The following is a 19,693-nucleotide window of genomic DNA, read 5'->3' on the forward strand; positions in this document are numbered from 1 at the left end:
CGCCGGTACACGCCGACCGCCGCCGCGCGTGGTCCCCGGGCGAGCCCGGGAACCACGCCCACCGCTCAGGCGACCGGGGCGACCGGCCGGTCCGCGCCGCGCAGGGCGGTCAGGCCGGCGTCCCACGGGAAGGCGTCCGCGCGTCGCTCACCCGTGCCGGGCGGGTGCAGGCGTACGACGTGGTCGCCGAAGACCACCCGGACGCCCCACTGCGCGAGCCGGTCGAGGCTGGCCCGGAACGCCGGGTGCGCCGCCATCGCCTCGTTCGTGTACGGGACGGCCGCGATCGGCACCCCCATTCCCTGCGCCTCGATCAGCAGGCCGAGCGCCAGGGTGTCGGTGATGCCGACCGCCCACTTGTTGATCGTGTTGACGGTCGCCGGGCACACCAGCATGGCGTCGGCCGGGGGCAGCACGTCCGGGTCACCCGGGTTCTTGTAGTGCGTACGCACCGGATGGCCGGTCTGCCGGGCCAGCGCCGTCCGGTCGACGAACTTCGCGCCGTCCGGCGTGGTGACCACGCAGACCGTCCAGCCCTCCCGCTGGGCGAGGTCGACCAGCCGGCCGACGTGACGGGCCAGCGGCGAACCGCAGGCGATGACGTAGAGCACGCGCCGGTGCCCGCTGGCGATGCGCGGATCGCTCATACTCCGACTCCCATGTGCTCAGCCAACTCCGCGATCGGCGGAGGCGGCGCACCACGTGTGCGACGGAGAATCTCGGACATCAATTCGTGCGCGATCGGGCGGCACCGGATCTCGGAGGGCGCGAGCCGGTCGCCGCGCAGCAGCATGTCCCCCGCGTTGGCGACGTCACCGATCTGGGAGTAGCCCCGGGCCAGGTCGAGCAGGTGATGCGCGCGCCGTTCCGGCAGCAACGCGTTGAACGCGGGCACCGACAACCGCATGTGCGTCTCCACCGCCCGGCCGCCGTCGCCCAGCTCGACCGCCGCCGCCGCGCGGTGCAGCTCCAGGTTGGTCGGGCCGAACGAGGTCCAGTAGTGGTTGTGGTCGCCGCCGAGCATGGTGGCCGCCTCACCGGCGCCCGCGAGCAGGTCGTCCACCGTCGCCGAGTCGCCGATCCGGGCGGCGGCCATCGCGCCCTGGAGCAGCAGCAGGCCGTACACGGAGAGCCGTTCCGGTGTGACGTCGTTGTCGCCGCCGGGCGCGAGCCGGCCCGCGATGCGGACGTTGAGCTCCAGCGCGGGCCGGGGGCGGCCCATCGCGACGAGCGCGTTGCAGACCCTCGTGGTGGCGATGCCGGCCAGCAGCGGGTCGTCGGCCCGCTGGGCCACCGCCATCGACCGGTCGGCGGCGAGCCAGGCGAGGTCGCACTCGCCGAGCTTGCGCAGCACCGAGGAGGCGATCTGGTAGACCTGCCCGAGCAGGTGGGCGGCCTCGCGTACCTGGTCGTCACCGGCGCAGCCGGCGTCCGCCGCCTGGGCGTCGCGCAGCAGCTTGGGCAGCGCGCGGGTGAGCATGCCGTACCGGCCGTACTGGTAGGTGAGCCAGGCGTGGTTCACGGCCTTGCGCATGTCGGCGAGCGGCGGGGGGCAGGGTGCCGCGTCGAAGTAGGCGCTCATCGAGTCGTACCGCTCCAGGGCGGTGCGGATCTCCTCCACCTCGACCTGGTCGATGCAGTTGAGCGCGTCGGTACGCCGTTCCGGGTCCCGGCCGTGCAGCAGTTGCACGTCGATCTGGAGGATGTCGGCGATCTCGTAGAGCACGGAGAACTTGTCCAGCCGCCGGACGCCGCGCTCCACCTTGTCCACCCAGCTCTTGGACTTGCCGAGCCGATCGGCGAAGACCTGCTGGGACATCTTGCGGCGACTCCGCCAGTACGCCACGCGCCGGCCTATGGGTAGTTCGTCCATCCCCGCTCCCTCCCCCTCACGGTGCCGGCCGGTCCCCCCACGTCCCACAGGTTGCGCCGATCGCACAGGTTGTGCGTCCACCGTCCAGCCAGTTCTCGTAGCTTTCGTGCAAGTTGCACCGGCCGTTCGTCAGCACAACGAGCGGGGGTTACGGCAGTGACGGGTTTCGACGTATGGCTTGTGGACGGTTCGGCGGACCATCTTGTGGACGGTCCGGCGGGCTATTTCGTGGAGGGTCCGGCGGGGCCAGAGGGGACGGCAGACATGTGGAGGAACGTCCGACCGCGCGTCGCTCACCTCTCGCCGCTGGAGCGGGTCCGGCTGCGCCGGGTCGCGATGCGGTACGCGCTGCACCACTGGCCGGTCACCCCCGGCGCCTGCCTCGCGAACAGCCGGTTCGTCTGCGGCCGGCCCGGCTGCCCCACTGTGGGCTGCCACCCGGCGCTCGAGGACTGGGAGCACGCCGCCAGCGCCGACCCGGCCCGGGTGGCCGCCTGGTGGCGCAACCGCCCGCACGGCATCCTGCTGCCCACCGGGCGCGCGTTCGACGTCCTGGAGGTCGCCGCCCACCTAGGCCGGCAGGTGCTGGACGCGGTCGCCACCCATCCCGCCGGCTTCGGCGTACGCGGGCCCGCGCTGGTCACCCCGACCGGCCGCTGGATGTTCCTGGTACGCCCCGGCGACCCGCTGCGGCCCGAGTTGGAGCACTGTTTCCACGTGGTGCGCCACGGACCCGGCTCGTGGATCCCCGCCCCGCCGACCCGGCTGCCCGAGGGTACGGTGCGCTGGGTGGTCGCGCCCGAGCACGCCCGCTGGCGGCTACCCGACTCCTATCTGGTGCAGAACGCGCTGATCGCCGCGTTGCGCGCGGCCGGGGTCACGTTCGGCACCGAACTGCTGCCCGGCCACCTGCCGCTGCCCCGCCGGGGCCGCTGACGCTCCTCCTGGTCACGGCCGGTCCGGTGACCCGGACGGGTGTCCGACAGCGACCTCCCCGGCACCGGACTCGTTGAACCTGGCGAGGGCGCGTGTGCGCCAGAGCGGGGGTTTTGACCATGTCCAGGGACGACGCTGCCCGCCACACCGGCGGTACCGAGCCGGCGCGGCCCCGCCGCCGCCGGCACCCGTGGGGCTTCACCCGCCCCCTGGGCGTCCGCCCCGGCCGCCCCCGCCCCACAGGCTCCCGCCCCGCCACCCTCCACCGCCCCCTCCGCTGACCCACCCCGCTCCCGCCCCGCCCCACCCCGCCCCCGCCCCGCCCCCACCGGTTGATCAAGGAGTTTGTGTCCGCCCAGCGCGCCCTGGAGGACACAAACTCCTTGATCACCGCGCCGACGGCCGGGGCAGCGGGCAGGTCAGGAAGGCGGGAGGGTGGGGAGCGCGCGGGAGTGGTGCAGGTGACCGTCTTCGGTGACCACGGCGTGCTGCCAGGGGGACGGTAGGTGGTCCAGCCAGGTCAGGCCCGACTCGCCCATCGCCACGGCGGCCGTCGCGTACGCGTCGGCTGTGCCCAGGTCGGGGCCGGCCAAGGTGACCGAGCGCAGACCGGTCGCCGGTACGCCCCGGCGCGGGTCCAGCACGTGGTGCCCGCGCTCGTACACGCCGGAGGTGGCGACCGCCAGGTCGGTGCCGGTCAGCACCAGACAGGTCGCCGTCGCGTCCCAGGGATGCCGTACCCCGATCCGCCACGGCTGCCCGGTCGCGTCGTGGCCGCGTACCCGCACGTCGCCGCCCGCGTTCACGCAGTGGTTCGGTGCGCCGGTGGCCACCAGCCGGTCCGAGGCGACCTGCGCCGCCCAGCCCTTCACGTAGCCGGACGGGTCGAGCCGGCCCGTCGCGTACGCGTCGAAGAACCCGTCGGTGGCGGTCCACAGGTCGGCGCAGGCCGCCAGCACGGCCCGTAGGTCGGCGGACGCGTCGGCGGCCCGCAGCTCGCCCCGGTCGACGCGGCACACCTCGCTGTGGTCCCGGTACGTGCTGAACCGCGCGTCCACCTCGCGCAGCCAGCCGAACGTCTCCTCGGCCAGCTCGTCGAGCGTGGACGCGGGCAGGTCGTCGGCCAGGTCGAGGCTGATCGCCGTACCCATGACGTGTTCGACCCGGCGCAGGCCGCGCCGGGCGGACGGACCGGGACCGACGGCGGACGGACCGGGACCGACGGCGGCGCCGGCACGAGCCGGCACCGTCACGCCTTGTCCAGCGCGGCCTGCAACGACTGCTTGTACGCGGTGCTGGTGTAGGTGGCGCCGGAGACGGTGCTCAGGTTGGCGCTCTGCCGGGCCACCACCTCGCCGGAGGTGCCGCTGTAGCGGGCCTGCACGTCGTCGCTGCGCTGCCCGGACTGCCCGCCCAGCGGCAGTCCGATCGCCGTGGCGTCGACGATCCGGCTGCCGCTGAGCGTGATCCGGACCTGGAGCGAGCCGTACTCGTAGGTGACGGACGGTCCGGTCACCGTGCGGGTGGTGACCTTCGGCGCGCTCTTGGTAGTGGTCCGGGGCGCGGCCGGCGTGGTGCGCGTGCCGGTGCCGCCCCGGCTGGCCGCGCTGCGGTCGGCACTGGGCTTGACCGTCGGCTTCGCCGAGGCCCGGGGCGTTCCCGGCGGGGTGGAAGCGGGCGCGGAGCCGGTGGGCGACGGCGGTTCGGGCGCGGCCGAGCCGCCCGGTACGACGGGGGCCAGCGCGGCCGGTACGTCCGGCGCGGTCTGCCCGGCGCCCGGCGCGCCCTTGAGCACCACCAGCGCGGTGGTGCCGGCGGCCAGGCCGGTGATCGCGAACAGCGCGCGACGCATGGCGGTGCCTCTCCTACAGCTCGAACGCGGTCAGGTGGATCTGGCGGCGGGGCACGCCCGCGGCCCGCAGCGCGGCGACCGCCTCGTCGACCAGGCCGCCCGGGCCGCACAGGTAGACGTCGCGGCGGGTCAGGTCGGGCACCAGCCGGCGCAGGCCGTCGGGGTTCATCACCTGGCGGGGGCCGGGGTCGCCGCGGCGGCCGACGACGTACCAGACGGAGGTCTGCCGGGCCTGGGCGAGCCAGTCCAGCTCCTGGTGCAGCAGCACGTCGGCCGGGGTACGCGCCCGGTAGATCAGCGCCGCGCCGGGCGGCAGTTCCTCAAGCATCGCCCGCAGTGGAGCGATGCCGCTGCCCCCGGCGATGAGCAGCGCCCGTTCCCGGGTGCGGTGCGCGGCGGTGAACGTGCCGGAGGGGCCCTGCGCCCAGACCCTGGTGCCGGGCGTCAGGTCGCGCAGCTCGGCGGTGTACCCGCCGACGACCTTGACGGTGATCCGCAGCCAGCGGCCGTTGGCGGCGGCGGAGACGGAGAACGGGTGCGACTGCCACCAGCAGCCGGGGTTGAGGAAGCGCCAGCGGAAGAACTGCCCGCCGAGCAGGTCGATCTGGTTGAGCCGCTGCCCGGTCAGGTAGACCGAGACGGTGTCCGGGCTCTCCGCCACCACGTCCGCGACGCGCAGCCGGTGCCGCAGGTTGAACACCAGCGGCGCGACCACCCGGCCCCACACCAGCGCGGCCACCACCAGCAGGTACGCGGCGATCCAGCCGGTACGCACCGGGCCCGGCTCGTAGAGCTGAGCGCCGTTGCTGAACTGGTGCGCGTAGCCGAGCAGCAGCGTGAGGTAGCTGGCCGCGTGCAGCAGACGCCACAGCTCGTAGGGCAGGCGGCGGCGCACGGCGCGTACCGCGGTGAACGCGACGGTGACCAGGACGCCGGCCGCGGCGAACGCGGTGATCATGTCGTCGTAGTCGGTCAGCAGCGCGCCGACCTCGCCGAGCACCGTCTTGCGTTCCTGGCGGGCGTAGCCGACCACCAGCAGCGACATGTGCGCGAGCACCGCCACCAGCAGCGTCGCGCCGAGGTCCCGGTGCAGCCGGGAGATCCGTTCGCCGCCGAGCGCGCGTTCCAGCACGCCGAGCCGGCTCATCATCAGCACCTGCACCAGCAGCAGGTAGCCGGCGATCAGCCCGGTGATCCGGCCGCCCGCGGTGAGCAGGTCGGCGGTGTCGGCGAGCGTTCCCGCCGGGGTGTCCAGCCACCACGGCAGGACGGCGGCGACCAGGCCCAGCCAGAACACCGCGGCGAGCGTACGCCGGCCGCCGGGTCCGCGCCGGGGACGACCCGGGGGTACGGGGGCAGCCGGACGGCCGCCGTACGGGGTGGGATGCCCGGTACGGCGGCCGGCGGCGTGGGTGTCCTGGTACGTCACGCGTAGATCTTGACCGGGGCGAACTTCTGCCGGGGGAAGACCTTGTCCACCTGGGCGGTGGTCAGGCCGAAGCGGCCCTGCGCGACCGATCCGTAGACGTTGAACATGTTGTTGTATTCCGGCACGTCGCCGCTGTCCAGCTTGTCCAGGCCGTTCCAGGTGCCGAGCAGCGAACCGGCCAGCTTGCGGCCGGACAGCACGGTGACCACGCCGCCGTGCCCGTGGTCGGTGCCGCCGCCGTTCGAGCCGACCCGCCGGCCGAACTCGCTGGACACCATGATCGTCACGTCCGCCGCCTGGTCGCCCAGGTCGGTGAAGAACGCGGCCATCGCGCCTGCGAGTTCGTTCAGCCGCCGCCAGAGCTGGCCGCCCTCGCGGGTGCCCTGGTTCTCGTGGGTGTCGTAGCCGCCCATGCCGACGGTTGCCACCCGGACGTTCGCGCCGCCCTTGATGAGCTGGGCGAGCTGCTTGAACGCGTTGCCGACGCCCTGGTACTGGACGCCCTCGGCGGCGGCGTACGGCTTGGCGGCGAGCTTCTGGGCGGTGGCCAGCGCGCCCATGCCCTCCTGCACCGCCTCCTCGACCGGGTGGTTGATGCCGGTGAACAGGCCACGGATGGCCTTCTCGGTGGCCGCGCGGAACTTGTCGTCGCCGTTGAGCCGCAGGTCGCCGACGTTGTTGAGGGAGATCGCGCCGTTCATGCCGACCAGCGAGCGCGGCAGCGTGCTGCCGATGCCGACGCTGCGGAACGCGGTGCCCTTGCCGAGCGAGTCGACCAGGCTGTCCAGCCAGCCCCGGCCGCCGGTCTCGCCGGGCAGGCCGCCCAGGTTGCAGGCGTCGGCGGCCTGGAAGTGGCTGCGCGACAGCCGCGGGTCGGACACGGCCGGCACGAAGCCGAGCTGCCCGGCCTTGAGCCACTTCTCCAGCGGCGCGAACGCGCTGGTCAGCTTGAAGCCACGGGCCAGCGCCAGCGAGTCGTCGCCGAGCAGCAGGTCGGGGCGGGCCTTGGCGAGCACCGGGTCATCGGCCGGTGCGACAAGGCTCAGCCCGTCCAGCCCGCCGTAGAGGAAGACGTGGATCAGCGTGCCGGTCTTCGTCGCGGCGAACGACGCCGAGGTGGTGACGAACTGCGCGGTCGCCAGCGCGGTGGCGGTCGCGGCGGCGCCGGCGACGAAGGTACGCCGGGTGACGCCCCGGCCGTCCTGCTGCGCCTCCTCGACCTCCTCCAGCCGGCGGTACCGGTCGGCCTCGGCGGCGTTCTCGGCCGCGACGATGTCCGCCTCCGCGCGCAGCAGCGCCTCGGCCGGGTTGTCGGCCAGCCGCCGCAGGTCGGGGCATTCGGGGTGCAGGGGGTACGGGTTCACGGTCATCTCCATCGAATGCCTCACCGGAGGTGGTGCTGGGGGGACGCGAGGATCGTCCGCGCGACAGCGGCGATGGCCCCGTTGAAGGTGGCGTCGACCTTGGCGCTCTCGGACACGCCGGCCACGGCGAGCACGAGCTTCTTCTCCTTGGCGCTGAGCTTCTGCTGCACCAGCCGCTGGGCCAGCGCGTCCACGTACGCCCCGGCGGTGGCCGGCGGCTTCGCCACCAGCTTCTCCGGCTTGGCGAAGGTGAACTGCTTGCGGTAGCCGGCGATCAGGTCGCCCGCCTCGTTCCAGCCGTCGATCATGGTGCCGGCCGAGGTCCAGGCCAGGTAGACGTCGGCGTAGCCGTCCGGGGTGGGCTTGCCCATCGGGTACTGGCCGAGCTCGCGCATCTTGTCCTGGATCTGCCGCAGGCCCTGCCCGAACGGGGTACGCCGGTTGTCGCCGGAGGAGTAGCCGGGGGCAGCCTCCGGCGAGACACCCAGCGCCCGGTACGTGGCGACCAGGTACTCCATCGGGCGGCGTACCTTCTGGCCGACCGCGGCCCAGAACTCCGAGGAGCTGAACAGCGTGGCCAGCACCGGGCGGATCTGCCCCTTGTTCGTGGTGTACGCCTTGGCGAGGCGGTCCACCACGGACTTCGGCGGGGTGTCGGAGACGAACCGGGTGGCGAGGTTCTGTGCCACGTACCGCGCTGTCGACGGGTGCATCGCGATGTAGCGGATGTACGAGTCGATCACCTTGTCGGCGGCCACCGGGTCGTCGGAGTTGTTGGCGTGGCTGAACCCGAGGATCTTCACCTTGCCGAGGTAGTGGCGCTCGGCGAAGAACTTGTACTTGCCGTCGGCGACGCCGCGTCCGGTCTGGAGCAGCGCGGCCTGGCGGACGTCCTTCTCGGTGTAACCGCCGTCGACGCCGACCGAGTACAGCTCCAGGTTCTCCCGGGCCAGGTTCTCGTTAACCGCGTCCTTGCGCGAGTCGACCTGGTTCAGGTAGAGCAGCAGCGCCGGGTGCTTGTTCGCGGCGACGAGCATCTCCGGGTAGCTGCCCAGCGCGTGCTTGCGGATGACGTCCCGGTCGAACGCGTTGCGGTAGTTCTCCCCGCCGTCGAAGTCGGCGGCGACGTGCAGGAAGTCGTTCCAGAAGTCGACCATGACCTCGAACAGCTGCCGGTCGGACCAGATCTGCCGGGCGATGGTGGCGTCCACCGTCTCCCGGGCCGGGTCGACGCCCTTCTCGTTGAGCTGCTCGCGCTGGTCGCGCAGCTGCGTCGGGCTGAGCTTGAGCGACTGCAGGTCGGCCAGCTTCAGCTCGGCCTTCGTCGGGGCGATCTTCTCCGGTTCGAGCTGCTCGCGCAGCCAGTCGTCGATGCCGAGCCGCTTGATGTCGGCCATCACCTTCGGGGTGGCGCCGAACGTGGTGCGGACCGCGAGGTGCCGGATCGGGTCCTTGGCGAGGACCGTCTTCACCGTCACCTTCGTCGCCTCGGCGGCTGCGGCCGGGCTGCCGTAGAGGCGGCCACCGGACGGCGCGTTGCGCTTGAGCGCCTCACCGGCCCGGGAGCCCATGTAGCTCTCGTTCTGCTCGGTGTAGGTCCGTACCGTGCTGGGCTGCTGGCCGCTGGGCCGGGCGGAGCTGCCGTCGGTGGTGACGGTGCCGGTGGCGTCACCGGCCGGCGCGTCACTGAAGAGGCCACGCACCTGCGGGGACATGGCCAGGGCGGCGCCACCGGCGACCACCACGGCGCCGCCGAGGGTGGCCAGCGCCCGGCGCCGGCCCCGCTTGGGGGCCCCGTCACCGTCGTCGTCCAGGTCGGGCAGTCCACCGCCGGTCGGCGGGCCGTATCCGCCGACGGGCTGGGCGTATCCGCCGGGCTGGGGGTAGCCGGCGGGGGCCGGAGCGGCGGGGGCGAAACCGTTCGGCCCGACCCACTGCGGGCCCGGGGCGGGGTGACCGCCGGCGTACGGTGCGGCGTCCAGGTCGCGGTACCCGTCCGGTTGGGGGTGCTGGTATCCGTCCCAGCCGCGGTCGTCCCGGGGGCGACGCGGTGGCACGTTCTGGTCGGCCATGTAGCTGTCCCGTTTTCTTCGAGCGCCGGCACGCTGCCACCCGGGGGGTCGGGTGACGCAGGGGCGGCGACGGTTGCCGGAGAAGTTGCCTACGGGAAAGTAGCCATGCCGTCCCGGCCACTCAAGGCGCGCCGAACGCGCTCGTGAGCGCACTTAAGACAGTGCTGAGAACCGACGGGAGAGACCGGTCGCGACGGCCGGCGCACGGCGGCTTCCGGAGCAGGGACGACCCGGGCCCGCACCGACCGGATGCGAGGTTTCGCACCCCGGCGACGCCGCCGGGCGCGTTCACCACCTCACCGAAACTTAAGGTACGGATAAGCCTGCGCTGAGAACCTCGTTCCGCCTGTCCGGCCCGCCGAAACAGCAGCAGCGGCGGCGCGTGACCGGCCTCCGATCCGGGTATGCCGCCGAACCGCTGAAGCCGTGAGGGGAAGGCACCGCCATGCTCAGCCAAGAGGATCAGCGCAGGTTCGAACAGATCACCCGCCATCTACGGGAGAGTGACCCACGGTTCTTCGCCCGGTTGAACAACCGGGCCAAGGGCCGCCGGGGCCGGTACATGATGCTGTTGACGATCGTGCTGTGGGCCTCGCTGCCGGCGATGACAGTGCTCGTCGGGCGGCTGGCCGGGGCGATCTGCGCGGTGGTGCTGGTCGCCAACGCCGCGGTGATGTGGCGCTTCCGCCGCCGCTTGCTGTAGGCGTAAGGAAGGGCCCCTTCTTAACGCATTCGGTAGAGGAAGGGCCCCCTGTTAACACTCGCCTTCGGCGCGACCGAACTCCCTGGGGGACGCGGCTCCGCCGCTGCCGAACTCCCGGTACGCCCGGCGCAGCCGCTCGGCCAGGCCCGGCCCGCCGACTGCGGCCCCGGGCGGCCCGAGCTGACGCAACAGCAGCTCCGGGCCGGTGGCGAGCGTGGGTGGCCGGTCCGGCAGCGCCACCGGCGCCAGCCAGAACCGGTCCAGCTCGTCGTCCGGCTCGACCGCCGGCAACCCGGCCAGGGCACGCGCCGCGCCGCCAATCCCATCCGCGCCGCCGGCCCGGTCCGTACCGCCGGTCCCGGCCGAGCCGGGGTGAGCGCCGCGCAGCGTACGCAGCCGGTCCAGCAGGTCGGCGCGGGACCGTCCGCGCCAGTGCAGCAGGTGGAACGGGTCCGCGTCGAACGCCTCGGCGAGCAGGTAGAACGTGGCCGCCAAGTGTTTGCACGGCACCGCGAAGTCGGGGCAGCCGCACCGCTGGTCGAGTTCGTCGACGTCGGCCGGGAACAGCGGCGCGCCCGCCTCGGCGAACAGCTCCTCCAGTTCGGCCGGCAGGTCACCGGCGAGCAGCCGGGCGCTGAAGAACGCCTGCCCGGCCAGCTCCGCCTCGATCCGCCGCCACGTCTTCTCCGGGTACGCGGCCAGCCCGATCCGCACCGGGTAGGGACGCGGCCGGGAGCCCTGCACCTCGGCGGTGACGGTTCCCGGTGACACGTCCAGCCGGAGCACCTGCCCACGGCGCGCGTACGCCCGGCCGCGGGTGAGCCGGGAGCCCAGCGCGAACGACTCCAGCACCTCCACGAACCGCCGGGACCACCAGGACTGCCCGATCGCGCCCCGGGTGCTGCGCGCCCGTAGCCCGCCCTCGACCCGTACCGGCGGACCGTAGTCGTCAAAACCGGGGCTCACTCGACCACCGCCCCGGACTCCAGCCGGAACAGGTCGCGCAGCGTCTCGGTCGACAGCTCGGTGACCCACTGCTCGCCGCTGCCCACCACCGAGCGGGCCAGGCTGCGCTTGTCGGCGATCATCGCGGCCACCTTCTCCTCGACGGTGCCGGCGCAGACGAACTTGCGTACCTGGACGCGGCGGCGCTGTCCGATGCGGAACGCCCGGTCGGTGGCCTGGTCCTCGACGGCCGGGTTCCACCACCTGTCCACGTGCACCACGTGGTTGGCGGCGGTCAGCGTGAGCCCGGTGCCGCCGGCCTTGAGCGAAAGGACGAACAGCGGCGGCCCCTGCGGCGACTGGAACCGGGTCACCATGGCGTCCCGTTCGGCCTTGCCGACGCCGCCGTGCAGCAGCAGCACCTCCCGGCCGGTACGCGCCGACAGGTGCCCGCGCAGCATGCCGCCGAACTCGGCGTACTGGGTGAACAGCAGCGCCTGCTCCCCCGCCGCGAGCACCTCGTCGACGATCTCGTCGAGGCGTTCCAGCTTGCCGGACCGGCCGTCCAGCGCGGAGCCGTCGTGCAGCAGCTGGGCGGGATGGTTGCAGACCTGCTTGAGCCGGGTCATGGTGGCCAGCACCAGCCCGCGCCGCTCGATCCCGTCGCTGGACTCGATCTTCGCCATCATGTCGTCGACCACTGCGCGGTAGAGCGCGGCCTGCTCGGCGGTGAGGTTGCAGACCACCTCCATCTCCAGCTTCTCCGGCAGGTCGGTGATGATCGTCGGGTCGGTCTTGAGGCGGCGCAGCACGAACGGGCCGGTGATCCGGCGCAGCCGCTCGGCCACCTCGGCGTCGCCGTGCCGCTCGATCGGTTCGGCGAAGCGCTTGCGGAACGTGGCGGCCGGGCCGAGCAGCCCCGGGTTCGCGAACTGCATGATGGACCAGAGGTCGGCCAGCCGGTTCTCCACCGGCGTACCGGTGACCGCGACCCGGTGCCGCGCGGGCAGCGACCGGACCGCCTCGGCCTGCCGGGTCGCGGCGTTCTTGATCGCCTGTGCCTCGTCCACCACCACCCGGTGCCAGTCGACGCCGGCGAGCTCGAACGCGTCCCGGGCCGCCACCGAGTACGTGGTGAGCACCAGATCCGCCTCCCCGACGGCGGCGGCGAAGCCCTCGCCCCGGGCCCGCTCGGCGCCGTGGTGCACGTGCACCCGCAGCCCGGGGGCGAACTTCGCCGCCTCCCGCTGCCAGTTGCCGACCAGCGACATCGGGCAGACAAGCAGCGTGGGCCCGGTCTCCGGCGGGTCACCGGCGAGCAGTGCGAGCAGTTGCACGGTCTTGCCCAGGCCCATGTCGTCGGCGAGGATCCCGCCGAGTCCGAGCGACTGGAGGAACGCCAGCCAGGCCAGTCCACGCCGCTGGTACGGCCGCAGCGTCCCGCTGAAGCCCGGCGGCGGGTCGGCCGGGGTGAGCCGCCGCTCCGCCTCACCGGCCAGCAGCTCGCCCAGCGCGCCGTCGGCGACGACGTCCAGCACCGGCAGTTCACCGGCGTTGTCGTCGCCGGACAGGCCCATCCGCAGCAGGTCGGCCACCGTCAGCTCGCCGGAGGAGCGCAGCAGCTTCAGCCCCGCCTCCAGCCGCTGCGGGTCCAGCTCGACCCACCGGCCGCGCAGCCGGACCAGCGGCGACTTCAGGTCGGCCAGCGACGCCAGTTCCTCGGCGGTCAGCGGCTGGTCGCCGAGCGCCAGCTCCCAGCGGTAGTCGACGAGCGCGTCCAGCCCCAGCTTCCCGGCGGTGGTGGCGACCGCACCCGGCGCGGTACGGCTGCGCGCCCGCAACCGTGCTCCCAGCCGGGACGAGGAACGCCGCCACCACGACGGCAGCAGCACCCCGAACCCGGCCGCGTGCAGCACCGGGGCGCCGTCGCGCAGGAACCGGTGCGCGCCCTCGGCGTCCAGCTCCATGCCCTCCGGCGCGGCGGTACGCAGCGCGACGTCCACCTCCGGCCATAGCCGGCTGGCCCGGCCCAGCTCGGCGAGAAGCGTCTCCTGCGGCTCCACGCCCCGGGCGGCGAGCGCGGGCGCGGGCCGCTGCCAGATGTGCGCGGCGTCCACCACGAGCCCCGGCTCGTCGGCGGGGTGCAGGCCGAACTCGACCCGCCAGACCGCATCCTCGACCAGTTCGGCGACCGGGTCGACGGCCGGTTCGACCAGGCGGAACGTGGCCCGTACCGCGCCGCCCGCGGCGTCGCGCTGCCAGGCGTCCATTTCCTCGCGCAGCGTCGCCAGCGCGTCCGGCTCGGCCGGGAAGGCGCGTTCCGGTCCGGTGAGCGCGGCCAGCCAGCGCGGCACCGCGCCGACCGGGCGCATCCCCCGGTGCAGCCGGGTGTCGGCCAGCGCCACCCGGGCGGCGGCGTCGACGAGCGCGTCCAGCGCCTCCGCCACCAGCGCACCGGCCCCGACGTCGTCGGCCCGCCCGTCCCACGCGTCCGTCGTCGTCGCGGCAGACCCGCTCAGCGGAGGCTCCGGTCGCCACTCCCGGGCGGCGCGGGCCGCCGGTGGCAACGCCAGCGCCAGGTCACGCGCCCAGGCCGCGTCGGTGCCGGTGAGCAGCGGCCGCCAGAGCGCCCATCCCATCGCCACGTCGTCCGCGCCCACGGCCCGCAGCCGCCGCCCGGCCCCCGCGACACCCGAGACCGCACCGGCCGCACCCGCCCCCACGGACCGCCGCCCGGCCGCCGCCCCGTCCGAGCCGGCGACGCCCGGGACCGTCGGTGACCGCCGCGCCGAGGTCCGTCCGCCGGTCAAGGCCGGCCCTCCGTCGGCCACACCAATGGGGTACGCCTCCAGCGCGACCGGCAGCAGCCGGCCGCGGGTCACCAGATCGGCGGCGAAGTCTGCCAGTTCGCACAGGTGACGCAGGCTCGCCCCGGCCGGGCCCGGCATCGGGGCGCGCAGCAACGCGTACGCGGCGTCCGGGGCGTACGCCAGGGCGGGTGCCCGCCATCCGGCGCGGGTGACCGGGCCGCGGACCGGTTCGGTGACTGTGGCCCGGACCAGCTCCGGCGAGTCCAGCGGCGAGCCGGCCCGGGTCGGCAGGTCCAGCAGGACGGAGACCGGCTCGCCCGGCATGCCGTCGAGCGCGGCGGCGAGCGTGGCGTGGTCGGCGGCGAACGGGTGCGGGCGCTCACGCGGCACGCGGCCGGGGCGGCGCGGCGCGCGGGCCGGGAGCGTGCTGTCCTCGGCCCACAGGGCGAGTCCGGCGCCGGGCAGCCACAACCCGTGGATGACCAGCACTGCTCCCCCTCGCAACCCGGGGCGGAAGGACGGCGCCCCGGGGAGTCAGGATAGGCCGCCGGGCGCGGATATCGTCGGCGCCATGGTCGACCTTCTCGTGATCGGCGGACTCGGCGTGGACATCCGTGCCCGGGTGCCCGCCCTGCCGCCACCGGTGGCCGACTCGCTGCTGGTGCCCCCGATCGACCTGCGGATCGGCAACACCGGCTCCGGCGTGGCCCTGGCCGCGCACGCGCTCGGCCTGCGGGTGGCGCTCGTCGACGTGCTGGGCGCCGACCCGGCCGGTGACGTGGTGCGGGCGGCGCTGGCGCGTACCTCGATCCGGACCACACTGGCCGACGCGCCGGCCGGCACCCGCCGCTCGGTGAACCTGGTCGACCCGGACGGCCGGCGGATGTCGCTGCACGATCCGCGCCCGTGGTCGGGGCTGGCGCCGTTCGCTGAGGCGGAGCTGGCGGCGCTGGTCGCCGAGGCGGCCCACGTTCACCTGTCGATCATGGATTGGGCCCGGGACGCCCTGCCGGTGCTGCGTGCCGCCTCGTCGGTCTCCACCGACCTGCACGACTGGGACGGCGAGAACGACTACCACCGCCCGTTCGCCCGGATCGCGGACCTGGTCTTCGTCAGCGACACGCGGCTCGGCGAGCGGGCCGGGACGGAGGCGGCCGGGCTGGCGCCGCGCACGGTGCTGGTGACCGGCGGGGCGGCCGGCGCGACCCTGCACACCCCCGGCGCGCCGCCGGCGCACGTCCCAGCTGCCACCCCGCCGGGGCCGGTGGTGGACACCAACGGCGCCGGGGACGCGTTCGCGGCCGGGGTGATCGCCGCCCGGCTGCGTGGCGCGGACGTCCTCGACGCGGCCCGGTACGCCGCACGGGTGGCTGCCGCCGCGTGCACGCACGACGGGATGGAGTACCCGGACGGGCTGCTGCCCCGCGAGTGACCCGTCAGATCGCGCCGGTCTCGCCGTCGGTCAGCTCGCGCAGGATGTCGGCGTGCCCGGCGTGCCGGGCGGTCTCCTCGACCAGGTGCACCAGCACCCAGCGCAGCGACACCTCGCCGAGCTGCGGGTGCGGCACCACATGGTCGAGGTCGAACCGCGCGGCGACCCGGCGGGACTGTTCGCACGCCGTCTCGTAGGCGGCGGCGAGCGCCTCGACTGTGTCGCCGGGGCGCAGCGCGAAGCTGGCGTCGGCGTCGGCCTGGGAGGTGACGTAGACGTCGCCCGGCTCGGGGTCGAACAGGCAGCGGAACCAGTTCCCCTCGACCACCGTCAGGTGCTGGAGCAGCCCGGCAAGGGTGGTCAGCGAAGGCACCAGACGCCGGGTGGCGTCGGCGTCGGTCAGGCCGCGCACCTTGCGCAGCACGGTGGCCCGGTGGAAGTCGAGGAACGCGTCGAGGATCGCCCGCTCGCCGCCCGTGCGGGCGAGGACCGGACCGAGTGTCGGATCGATCGTCGGGTGCGCCATTCCCGCACCCTAGTACGCGGTGTGCTCGGCCCGCTGCCCCGCGTGATCCCCTGCGCGGCCGGGCCGGCCGGGGCAGGATGGGCGCATGGCTTCCTCGGTGCAGATCCCTCTGGTGGGCGGCGCGGCCGACGGCGAGACCGTCACCGTCGAGCTGGACGGCAACGGCCGTCCGCCCCTGACCCACCACCACCTCGGGGCGCAGGGTCTGGCGGAGGCGCAGATCTACGAGCTGGAGTCGGACGACCGGCCGGGGCAGGAGTGGGTCTACGCCTGGCGCGGCCCGGCGGTCTGACGGCTCATCCCGCGTGCGTCAGCGTGCGGGCCCGGATGCTGTCCAGCACGCTGCGGGTCACCTGCGAGGTGCCGCGCGCCTGCTCGCAGACCTCCGCGACCCGGCGCGCGGTCGCCTCGGCCCGGGCCGCCCGCTCGTCCCACAACCGGTCCACCTCGGCCAGCAACGGCCCCTCCACCTCCCGTTCCACGCCGCGCAGCGCCGGCACACCGAGCCGCTGGGCCAGGTCGAAGACCTTTCCGGCGTACGGCAGCGGCAGGAACGGCGTGCCCATCATGGCCGCGAAGATCAGGAAGTGCAGGCGCATGCCGACCGCGAGGTCGAAGTGGCGCATCAGCCCGAGGATCTGCGCCGGACGGTAGTCGCCGTGCAGGATCCGGCCCCGGTCGGCGGCGGTCATGTGCGACAGCACGCCGTGGGAGTGCCGGATGTCGTCCCGCTCCATCGGCACGAACAGCACGTACGCGTCGATCCGGTGCACCAGGAAGTCACCGATCTGCGCCAACAGGCGGTGGTAGCCGTCCACGTCGAGCCGTTCGGCGGCCCGGCCCGGCTCGCGCACGCTGAGCCCGACCAGCCGGGAGCCGGCCGGTACGCCCTCGTCACGCAGCCACTGCTGGGGGAACTCCTCCGGTTCGAGCAGGAACGCCGGGTCGGCGGTGACGGTGATCGGGTTCACCAGGCCCGCCTCCTCCAGCACCATCCGGGACTCCTGGTCGCGGACTGTCACCTCGACTGCCTGCGCCAGCGTCTCGCGCACCATGCCGCTGTCCAGCGTGTCGGTGAGCGGGCCGACCCCTACCGCGTACGTGAGCAGCGGCAGCCCTCGTTCCTGGGCCACCCGGACCACCCGCAGGTAGCGCCGGGCCTCCTTGTCGTAGAGGATCCCGCCGCCGCCGAGGATGAGCAGGTCGAGCTGGTTGAGCACCGGGGACGAGTCGACCCGGCTGACGCCCTCCCACGGCACCGCCTCGACCTCCGGGTGGGCCAGCGCGGTGTGCGCCGGGTTGCGGGAGAAGACGATGATCCGGGCGTTGGGCTCGTGGCGGCGCAGATCGTCCAGCAGACCCGTGAGGATCGCCTCGTCGCCGAGGTTGCGTCCGCCGTAGGAGCCGAGCACGCCGATGGTCAGTCCGGTGCGTTCCCTCATCCGTTGCTCCTTCCCAGGGGCGTCCGGGCCAGCGTTCCCGCTGGCCACCCCGGGTTAACGCGCGGCGAGGACGCTCAACCGGTGGTGTCGCCGACCAGACGGGAGACGAGGTCCGAGACCACCTGATCGGTGTCGAAACCGGCGTCGATCGAGGTGGTGAGCAGGTCGAGCAGGAGCCCGTCGACCGCGTAGTGCAGCAGCGCCACCTCGTACGCCCCGCCTGGTAGCCCGGCGGCGGCGTGGTGGGCGACGTCGTCCGCGTACCCCTGGCGCAGCACGCCGCCGAGCGCGGACCGCAACTCGGGGCGGCGCGCGGCCTCCAGCCGCAGCTCGAACAGCGCCCGGGTGAGGCCCGGCTCGCGGGTGGTGCGGGTGACGATGTCGCGCAGGTAGTCGGTCATCAGCGCGAGCGACGGCTCGCGGCGGCCGAGGTCGGCCAGCACGGCCGGGTCGGGCGCGATCCGGTCGAAGATCCGTTCGGCGAGGCCGGCGAGCAGCGCGGCGCGGGACGGGAAGTAGTTCGAGGTGGTGCCGGTGGGCACGCCCGCCTCGGCGTCGACCGCGCGGTGGGTCAGCCCGCGCGCGCCCGCGTCGGCGAGCACCCGCAGGCCGGCGTCGGCGAGCAGGGTACGGCGTTCCGGGTTCCTGGCCACGCGAACACACTAGCAACAACCACGACAGGTGTTGTAGATTCGCCACCGAACCACGACAGCCGTCGTGGATCACCTCGGACATCGGAGCCGGTTTGCGCAAGCTCGTCTACTTCGTCGCCAGCACCCTCGACGGCTTCATCGCCGCGCCCGACGGGTCGTTCGACTTCCTCCCGCTGATGCCCGACGTGGCGCCCTACCTGGTGGCCGAGTGGCCCCAGACGCTGCCCACGTTCGCCCACGCCCAGCTCGGCGTCGACTCCCCGCCGAACGGGCGCTTCGACACCGTGCTGATGGGCCGTGGCACCTACGAGCCCGGCCTGAAGATCGGGGTGACAAGCCCGTACGCGCACCTGGAGCAGTACGTGTTCAGCCGCTCCCTGCCCCCTGCCGACTACCCGGACGTGCACGTCGTCGACGGCGACCCGGCCGCCTTCGTCGGCGAGCTGAAGAGCCGGCCCGGGCGTGACGTCTGGCTCTGCGGCGGCGGGCAGCTCGCCGGTCAGCTCCTCGACGAGATCGACGAGCTGGTGGTCAAGCTCAACCCGGTGCTCGTCGGCAGCGGCATCAAGCTCGTCGACAGCGGCTTCGACACGCGGCGGCTCACGCTCACCTCGACGCGTCCGTTCGACTCCGGCGTGGTGGTCCTGCGCTACACGCGCAACGGTTAACCCGCTTGCCCCGGACGGCGGGCGGCACGCACCGTGTAGCGGTGACGAAGATCCGGCTGCACTGGCCCGAACTGCCCGCGCACGTCCGCGACGCCGTCGAGGCCGTCCTCGGCGACCGGGTGGTGGCGGCGGTGTCACAGCCGGGCGGCTTCTCCCCCGGCACCGCCGACCGGGTCCGTACCGCGGGTGGCGGCCGGGCCTTCGTCAAGGCGGTCAGCCCGGCGCAGAACGACCGCAGCCCCGGCCTGTACCGCGCCGAGGCACGGATCACCGCCGCCCTGCCGCCGGGCGCGCCCGCACCCCGGCTGCTCGGCAGCTACGACGACGGCGACTGGATAGCGCTCGTCCTCACCGACGTGGAGGGCCGGCACCCGGCCACCCCGTGGCGGGCTGACGAGCTGGCCGCCGTGCTGTCCACGCTGGAGGCCATGGCCGCCGCGCTCACTCCGGCACCCGCCGGCGTGAGCGTGCCCACCGCCGCCGAACTACTCGCGCACGACTTCGGCGGGTGGCGACGCCTCGCCGCCGACCCGCCGGCCGGCCTCGACCCGTGGGCCCGGTCCCACCTGCCCGAACTGTGCGCCGCCGCCGACCGGGGACTGGCCGCGCTCACCGGCGACACGCTCTGCCACGTCGACGTACGCGCCGACAACCTGCTGCTCGGCCCGGACGGGTCGGTCACCGTCGTCGACTGGCCCTGGGCCTGTCGCGGGCCGGCCTGGTTGGACACCCTGCTCACCGTCGTCAACGTGCAGGTGTACGGCGGCCACGACCCCGACGCGCTGCTGGCCGCCCGACGGCTGACGGCTGATGTCGACGCGGCCGACCTGACCGGAGTGCTGGCCGGGTTCACCGGCTTCTTCCTCGACGGCGCCCGCCAGCCCCCACCACCCGGCATCCCGACCGTACGCGCGTTCCAGCGCCTACAGGGCGAGTCCCTGCTCTCCTGGCTGACCCACCGCCTGCCCTCCTGACCCGCCCCGCGTGG

General features: G+C 73.9%; 18 protein-coding genes. 6 read left to right on the forward strand and 12 right to left on the reverse strand.

What is annotated here, in order from left to right:
* Positions 1–65: 65 nt before the first annotated feature.
* Together AB0D28_RS23905 and AB0D28_RS23910 are read right to left on the reverse strand one after the other, a co-directional pair.
* Entirely contained in the window at positions 66–647 is a 582-nt protein-coding gene (locus AB0D28_RS23905) for a flavoprotein (RefSeq protein ID WP_357389110.1), read from the reverse strand.
* On the reverse strand, positions 644–1,873 hold the full coding sequence (locus AB0D28_RS23910) for a helix-turn-helix domain-containing protein (protein ID WP_357389112.1): 1,230 nt from the start codon (positions 1,871–1,873) through the stop codon (positions 644–646). Before AB0D28_RS23910 ends, AB0D28_RS23905 begins: the two co-directional genes overlap by 4 nt.
* A gap of 264 nt (positions 1,874–2,137) precedes the next feature.
* Between AB0D28_RS23910 and AB0D28_RS23915 the strand changes: the two genes are divergently transcribed.
* The gene (locus tag AB0D28_RS23915) at positions 2,138–2,809 is read left to right on the forward strand and encodes a bifunctional DNA primase/polymerase (protein WP_357389114.1); all 672 of its coding nucleotides are present in this window, start codon (positions 2,138–2,140) and stop codon (positions 2,807–2,809) included.
* 419 nt (positions 2,810–3,228) lie between these two features.
* On the opposite strand, the gene AB0D28_RS23920 is transcribed toward AB0D28_RS23915, so the two are convergent.
* The 5 genes from AB0D28_RS23920 to AB0D28_RS23940 form a co-directional block, all read right to left on the reverse strand.
* On the reverse strand, positions 3,229–3,960 hold the full coding sequence (locus AB0D28_RS23920) for an FAD:protein FMN transferase (RefSeq protein ID WP_357389179.1): 732 nt from the start codon (positions 3,958–3,960) through the stop codon (positions 3,229–3,231).
* 98 nt (positions 3,961–4,058) lie between these two features.
* Complete coding sequence (locus AB0D28_RS23925) at positions 4,059–4,661, reverse strand: FMN-binding protein (protein ID WP_357389116.1); 603 nt, start codon at positions 4,659–4,661, stop codon at positions 4,059–4,061.
* A 13-nt stretch (positions 4,662–4,674) separates the two neighbouring features.
* On the reverse strand, positions 4,675–6,090 hold the full coding sequence (locus tag AB0D28_RS23930; protein ID WP_357389118.1) for a ferredoxin reductase family protein: 1,416 nt from the start codon (positions 6,088–6,090) through the stop codon (positions 4,675–4,677).
* On the reverse strand, positions 6,087–7,460 hold the full coding sequence (locus AB0D28_RS23935; RefSeq protein ID WP_357389181.1) for a DUF1501 domain-containing protein: 1,374 nt from the start codon (positions 7,458–7,460) through the stop codon (positions 6,087–6,089). Before AB0D28_RS23935 ends, AB0D28_RS23930 begins: the two co-directional genes overlap by 4 nt.
* A 14-nt stretch (positions 7,461–7,474) precedes the next feature.
* Positions 7,475–9,526 (reverse strand): DUF1800 domain-containing protein, encoded by a 2,052-nt coding sequence (locus AB0D28_RS23940; protein ID WP_357389120.1) that lies wholly within the window; start codon positions 9,524–9,526, stop codon positions 7,475–7,477.
* Positions 9,527–9,971: 445 nt separating this feature from the next.
* Here AB0D28_RS23940 and AB0D28_RS23945 point away from each other — a divergent pair, with 445 nt between their 5' ends.
* Positions 9,972–10,229, forward strand: coding sequence for a DUF3040 domain-containing protein (locus AB0D28_RS23945; protein ID WP_354872192.1), 258 nt, complete (start codon positions 9,972–9,974; stop codon positions 10,227–10,229).
* A gap of 51 nt (positions 10,230–10,280) precedes the next feature.
* On the opposite strand, the gene AB0D28_RS23950 is transcribed toward AB0D28_RS23945, so the two are convergent.
* Both AB0D28_RS23950 and AB0D28_RS23955 read right to left on the reverse strand, forming a co-directional pair.
* Positions 10,281–11,195, reverse strand: coding sequence for an SWIM zinc finger family protein (locus AB0D28_RS23950; protein WP_357389122.1), 915 nt, complete (start codon positions 11,193–11,195; stop codon positions 10,281–10,283).
* Positions 11,192–14,473 (reverse strand): DEAD/DEAH box helicase, encoded by a 3,282-nt coding sequence (locus AB0D28_RS23955; protein WP_357389124.1) that lies wholly within the window; start codon positions 14,471–14,473, stop codon positions 11,192–11,194. The genes AB0D28_RS23950 and AB0D28_RS23955 overlap by 4 nt, the downstream gene beginning before the upstream one ends.
* Before the next feature lie 82 nt (positions 14,474–14,555).
* Between AB0D28_RS23955 and AB0D28_RS23960 the strand changes: the two genes are divergently transcribed.
* Entirely contained in the window at positions 14,556–15,416 is an 861-nt protein-coding gene (locus tag AB0D28_RS23960; RefSeq protein WP_357389126.1) for a carbohydrate kinase family protein, read from the forward strand.
* Positions 15,417–15,420: 4 nt separating this feature from the next.
* On the opposite strand, the gene AB0D28_RS23965 is transcribed toward AB0D28_RS23960, so the two are convergent.
* Positions 15,421–15,942 (reverse strand): DinB family protein, encoded by a 522-nt coding sequence (locus AB0D28_RS23965; protein ID WP_357389128.1) that lies wholly within the window; start codon positions 15,940–15,942, stop codon positions 15,421–15,423.
* A gap of 85 nt (positions 15,943–16,027) precedes the next feature.
* On the opposite strand from AB0D28_RS23965, the gene AB0D28_RS23970 reads away from it, so the two are divergent.
* Positions 16,028–16,234 (forward strand): hypothetical protein, encoded by a 207-nt coding sequence (locus AB0D28_RS23970; RefSeq protein ID WP_357389129.1) that lies wholly within the window; start codon positions 16,028–16,030, stop codon positions 16,232–16,234.
* A 4-nt stretch (positions 16,235–16,238) separates the two neighbouring features.
* Here the strand turns inward: AB0D28_RS23970 and AB0D28_RS23975 are convergent, their stop codons facing one another.
* Complete coding sequence (locus AB0D28_RS23975) at positions 16,239–17,384, reverse strand: polysaccharide pyruvyl transferase family protein (protein ID WP_357389131.1); 1,146 nt, start codon at positions 17,382–17,384, stop codon at positions 16,239–16,241.
* Between the two features lie 74 nt (positions 17,385–17,458).
* A complete protein-coding gene (locus tag AB0D28_RS23980; RefSeq protein WP_357389133.1) occupies positions 17,459–18,037 on the reverse strand; it encodes a TetR family transcriptional regulator in 579 nt (192 codons plus the stop codon).
* Between the two features lie 92 nt (positions 18,038–18,129).
* Between AB0D28_RS23980 and AB0D28_RS23985 the strand changes: the two genes are divergently transcribed.
* The gene (locus AB0D28_RS23985; protein WP_357389135.1) at positions 18,130–18,705 is read left to right on the forward strand and encodes a dihydrofolate reductase family protein; all 576 of its coding nucleotides are present in this window, start codon (positions 18,130–18,132) and stop codon (positions 18,703–18,705) included.
* A 41-nt stretch (positions 18,706–18,746) separates the two neighbouring features.
* A complete protein-coding gene (locus AB0D28_RS23990) occupies positions 18,747–19,679 on the forward strand; it encodes a phosphotransferase (protein ID WP_357389137.1) in 933 nt (310 codons plus the stop codon).
* Positions 19,680–19,693: the final 14 nt, after the last annotated feature.

It is taken from the genome of Micromonospora sp. NPDC048169 (genome assembly GCF_040652815.1).
Taxonomy (GTDB): domain Bacteria; phylum Actinomycetota; class Actinomycetes; order Mycobacteriales; family Micromonosporaceae; genus Micromonospora.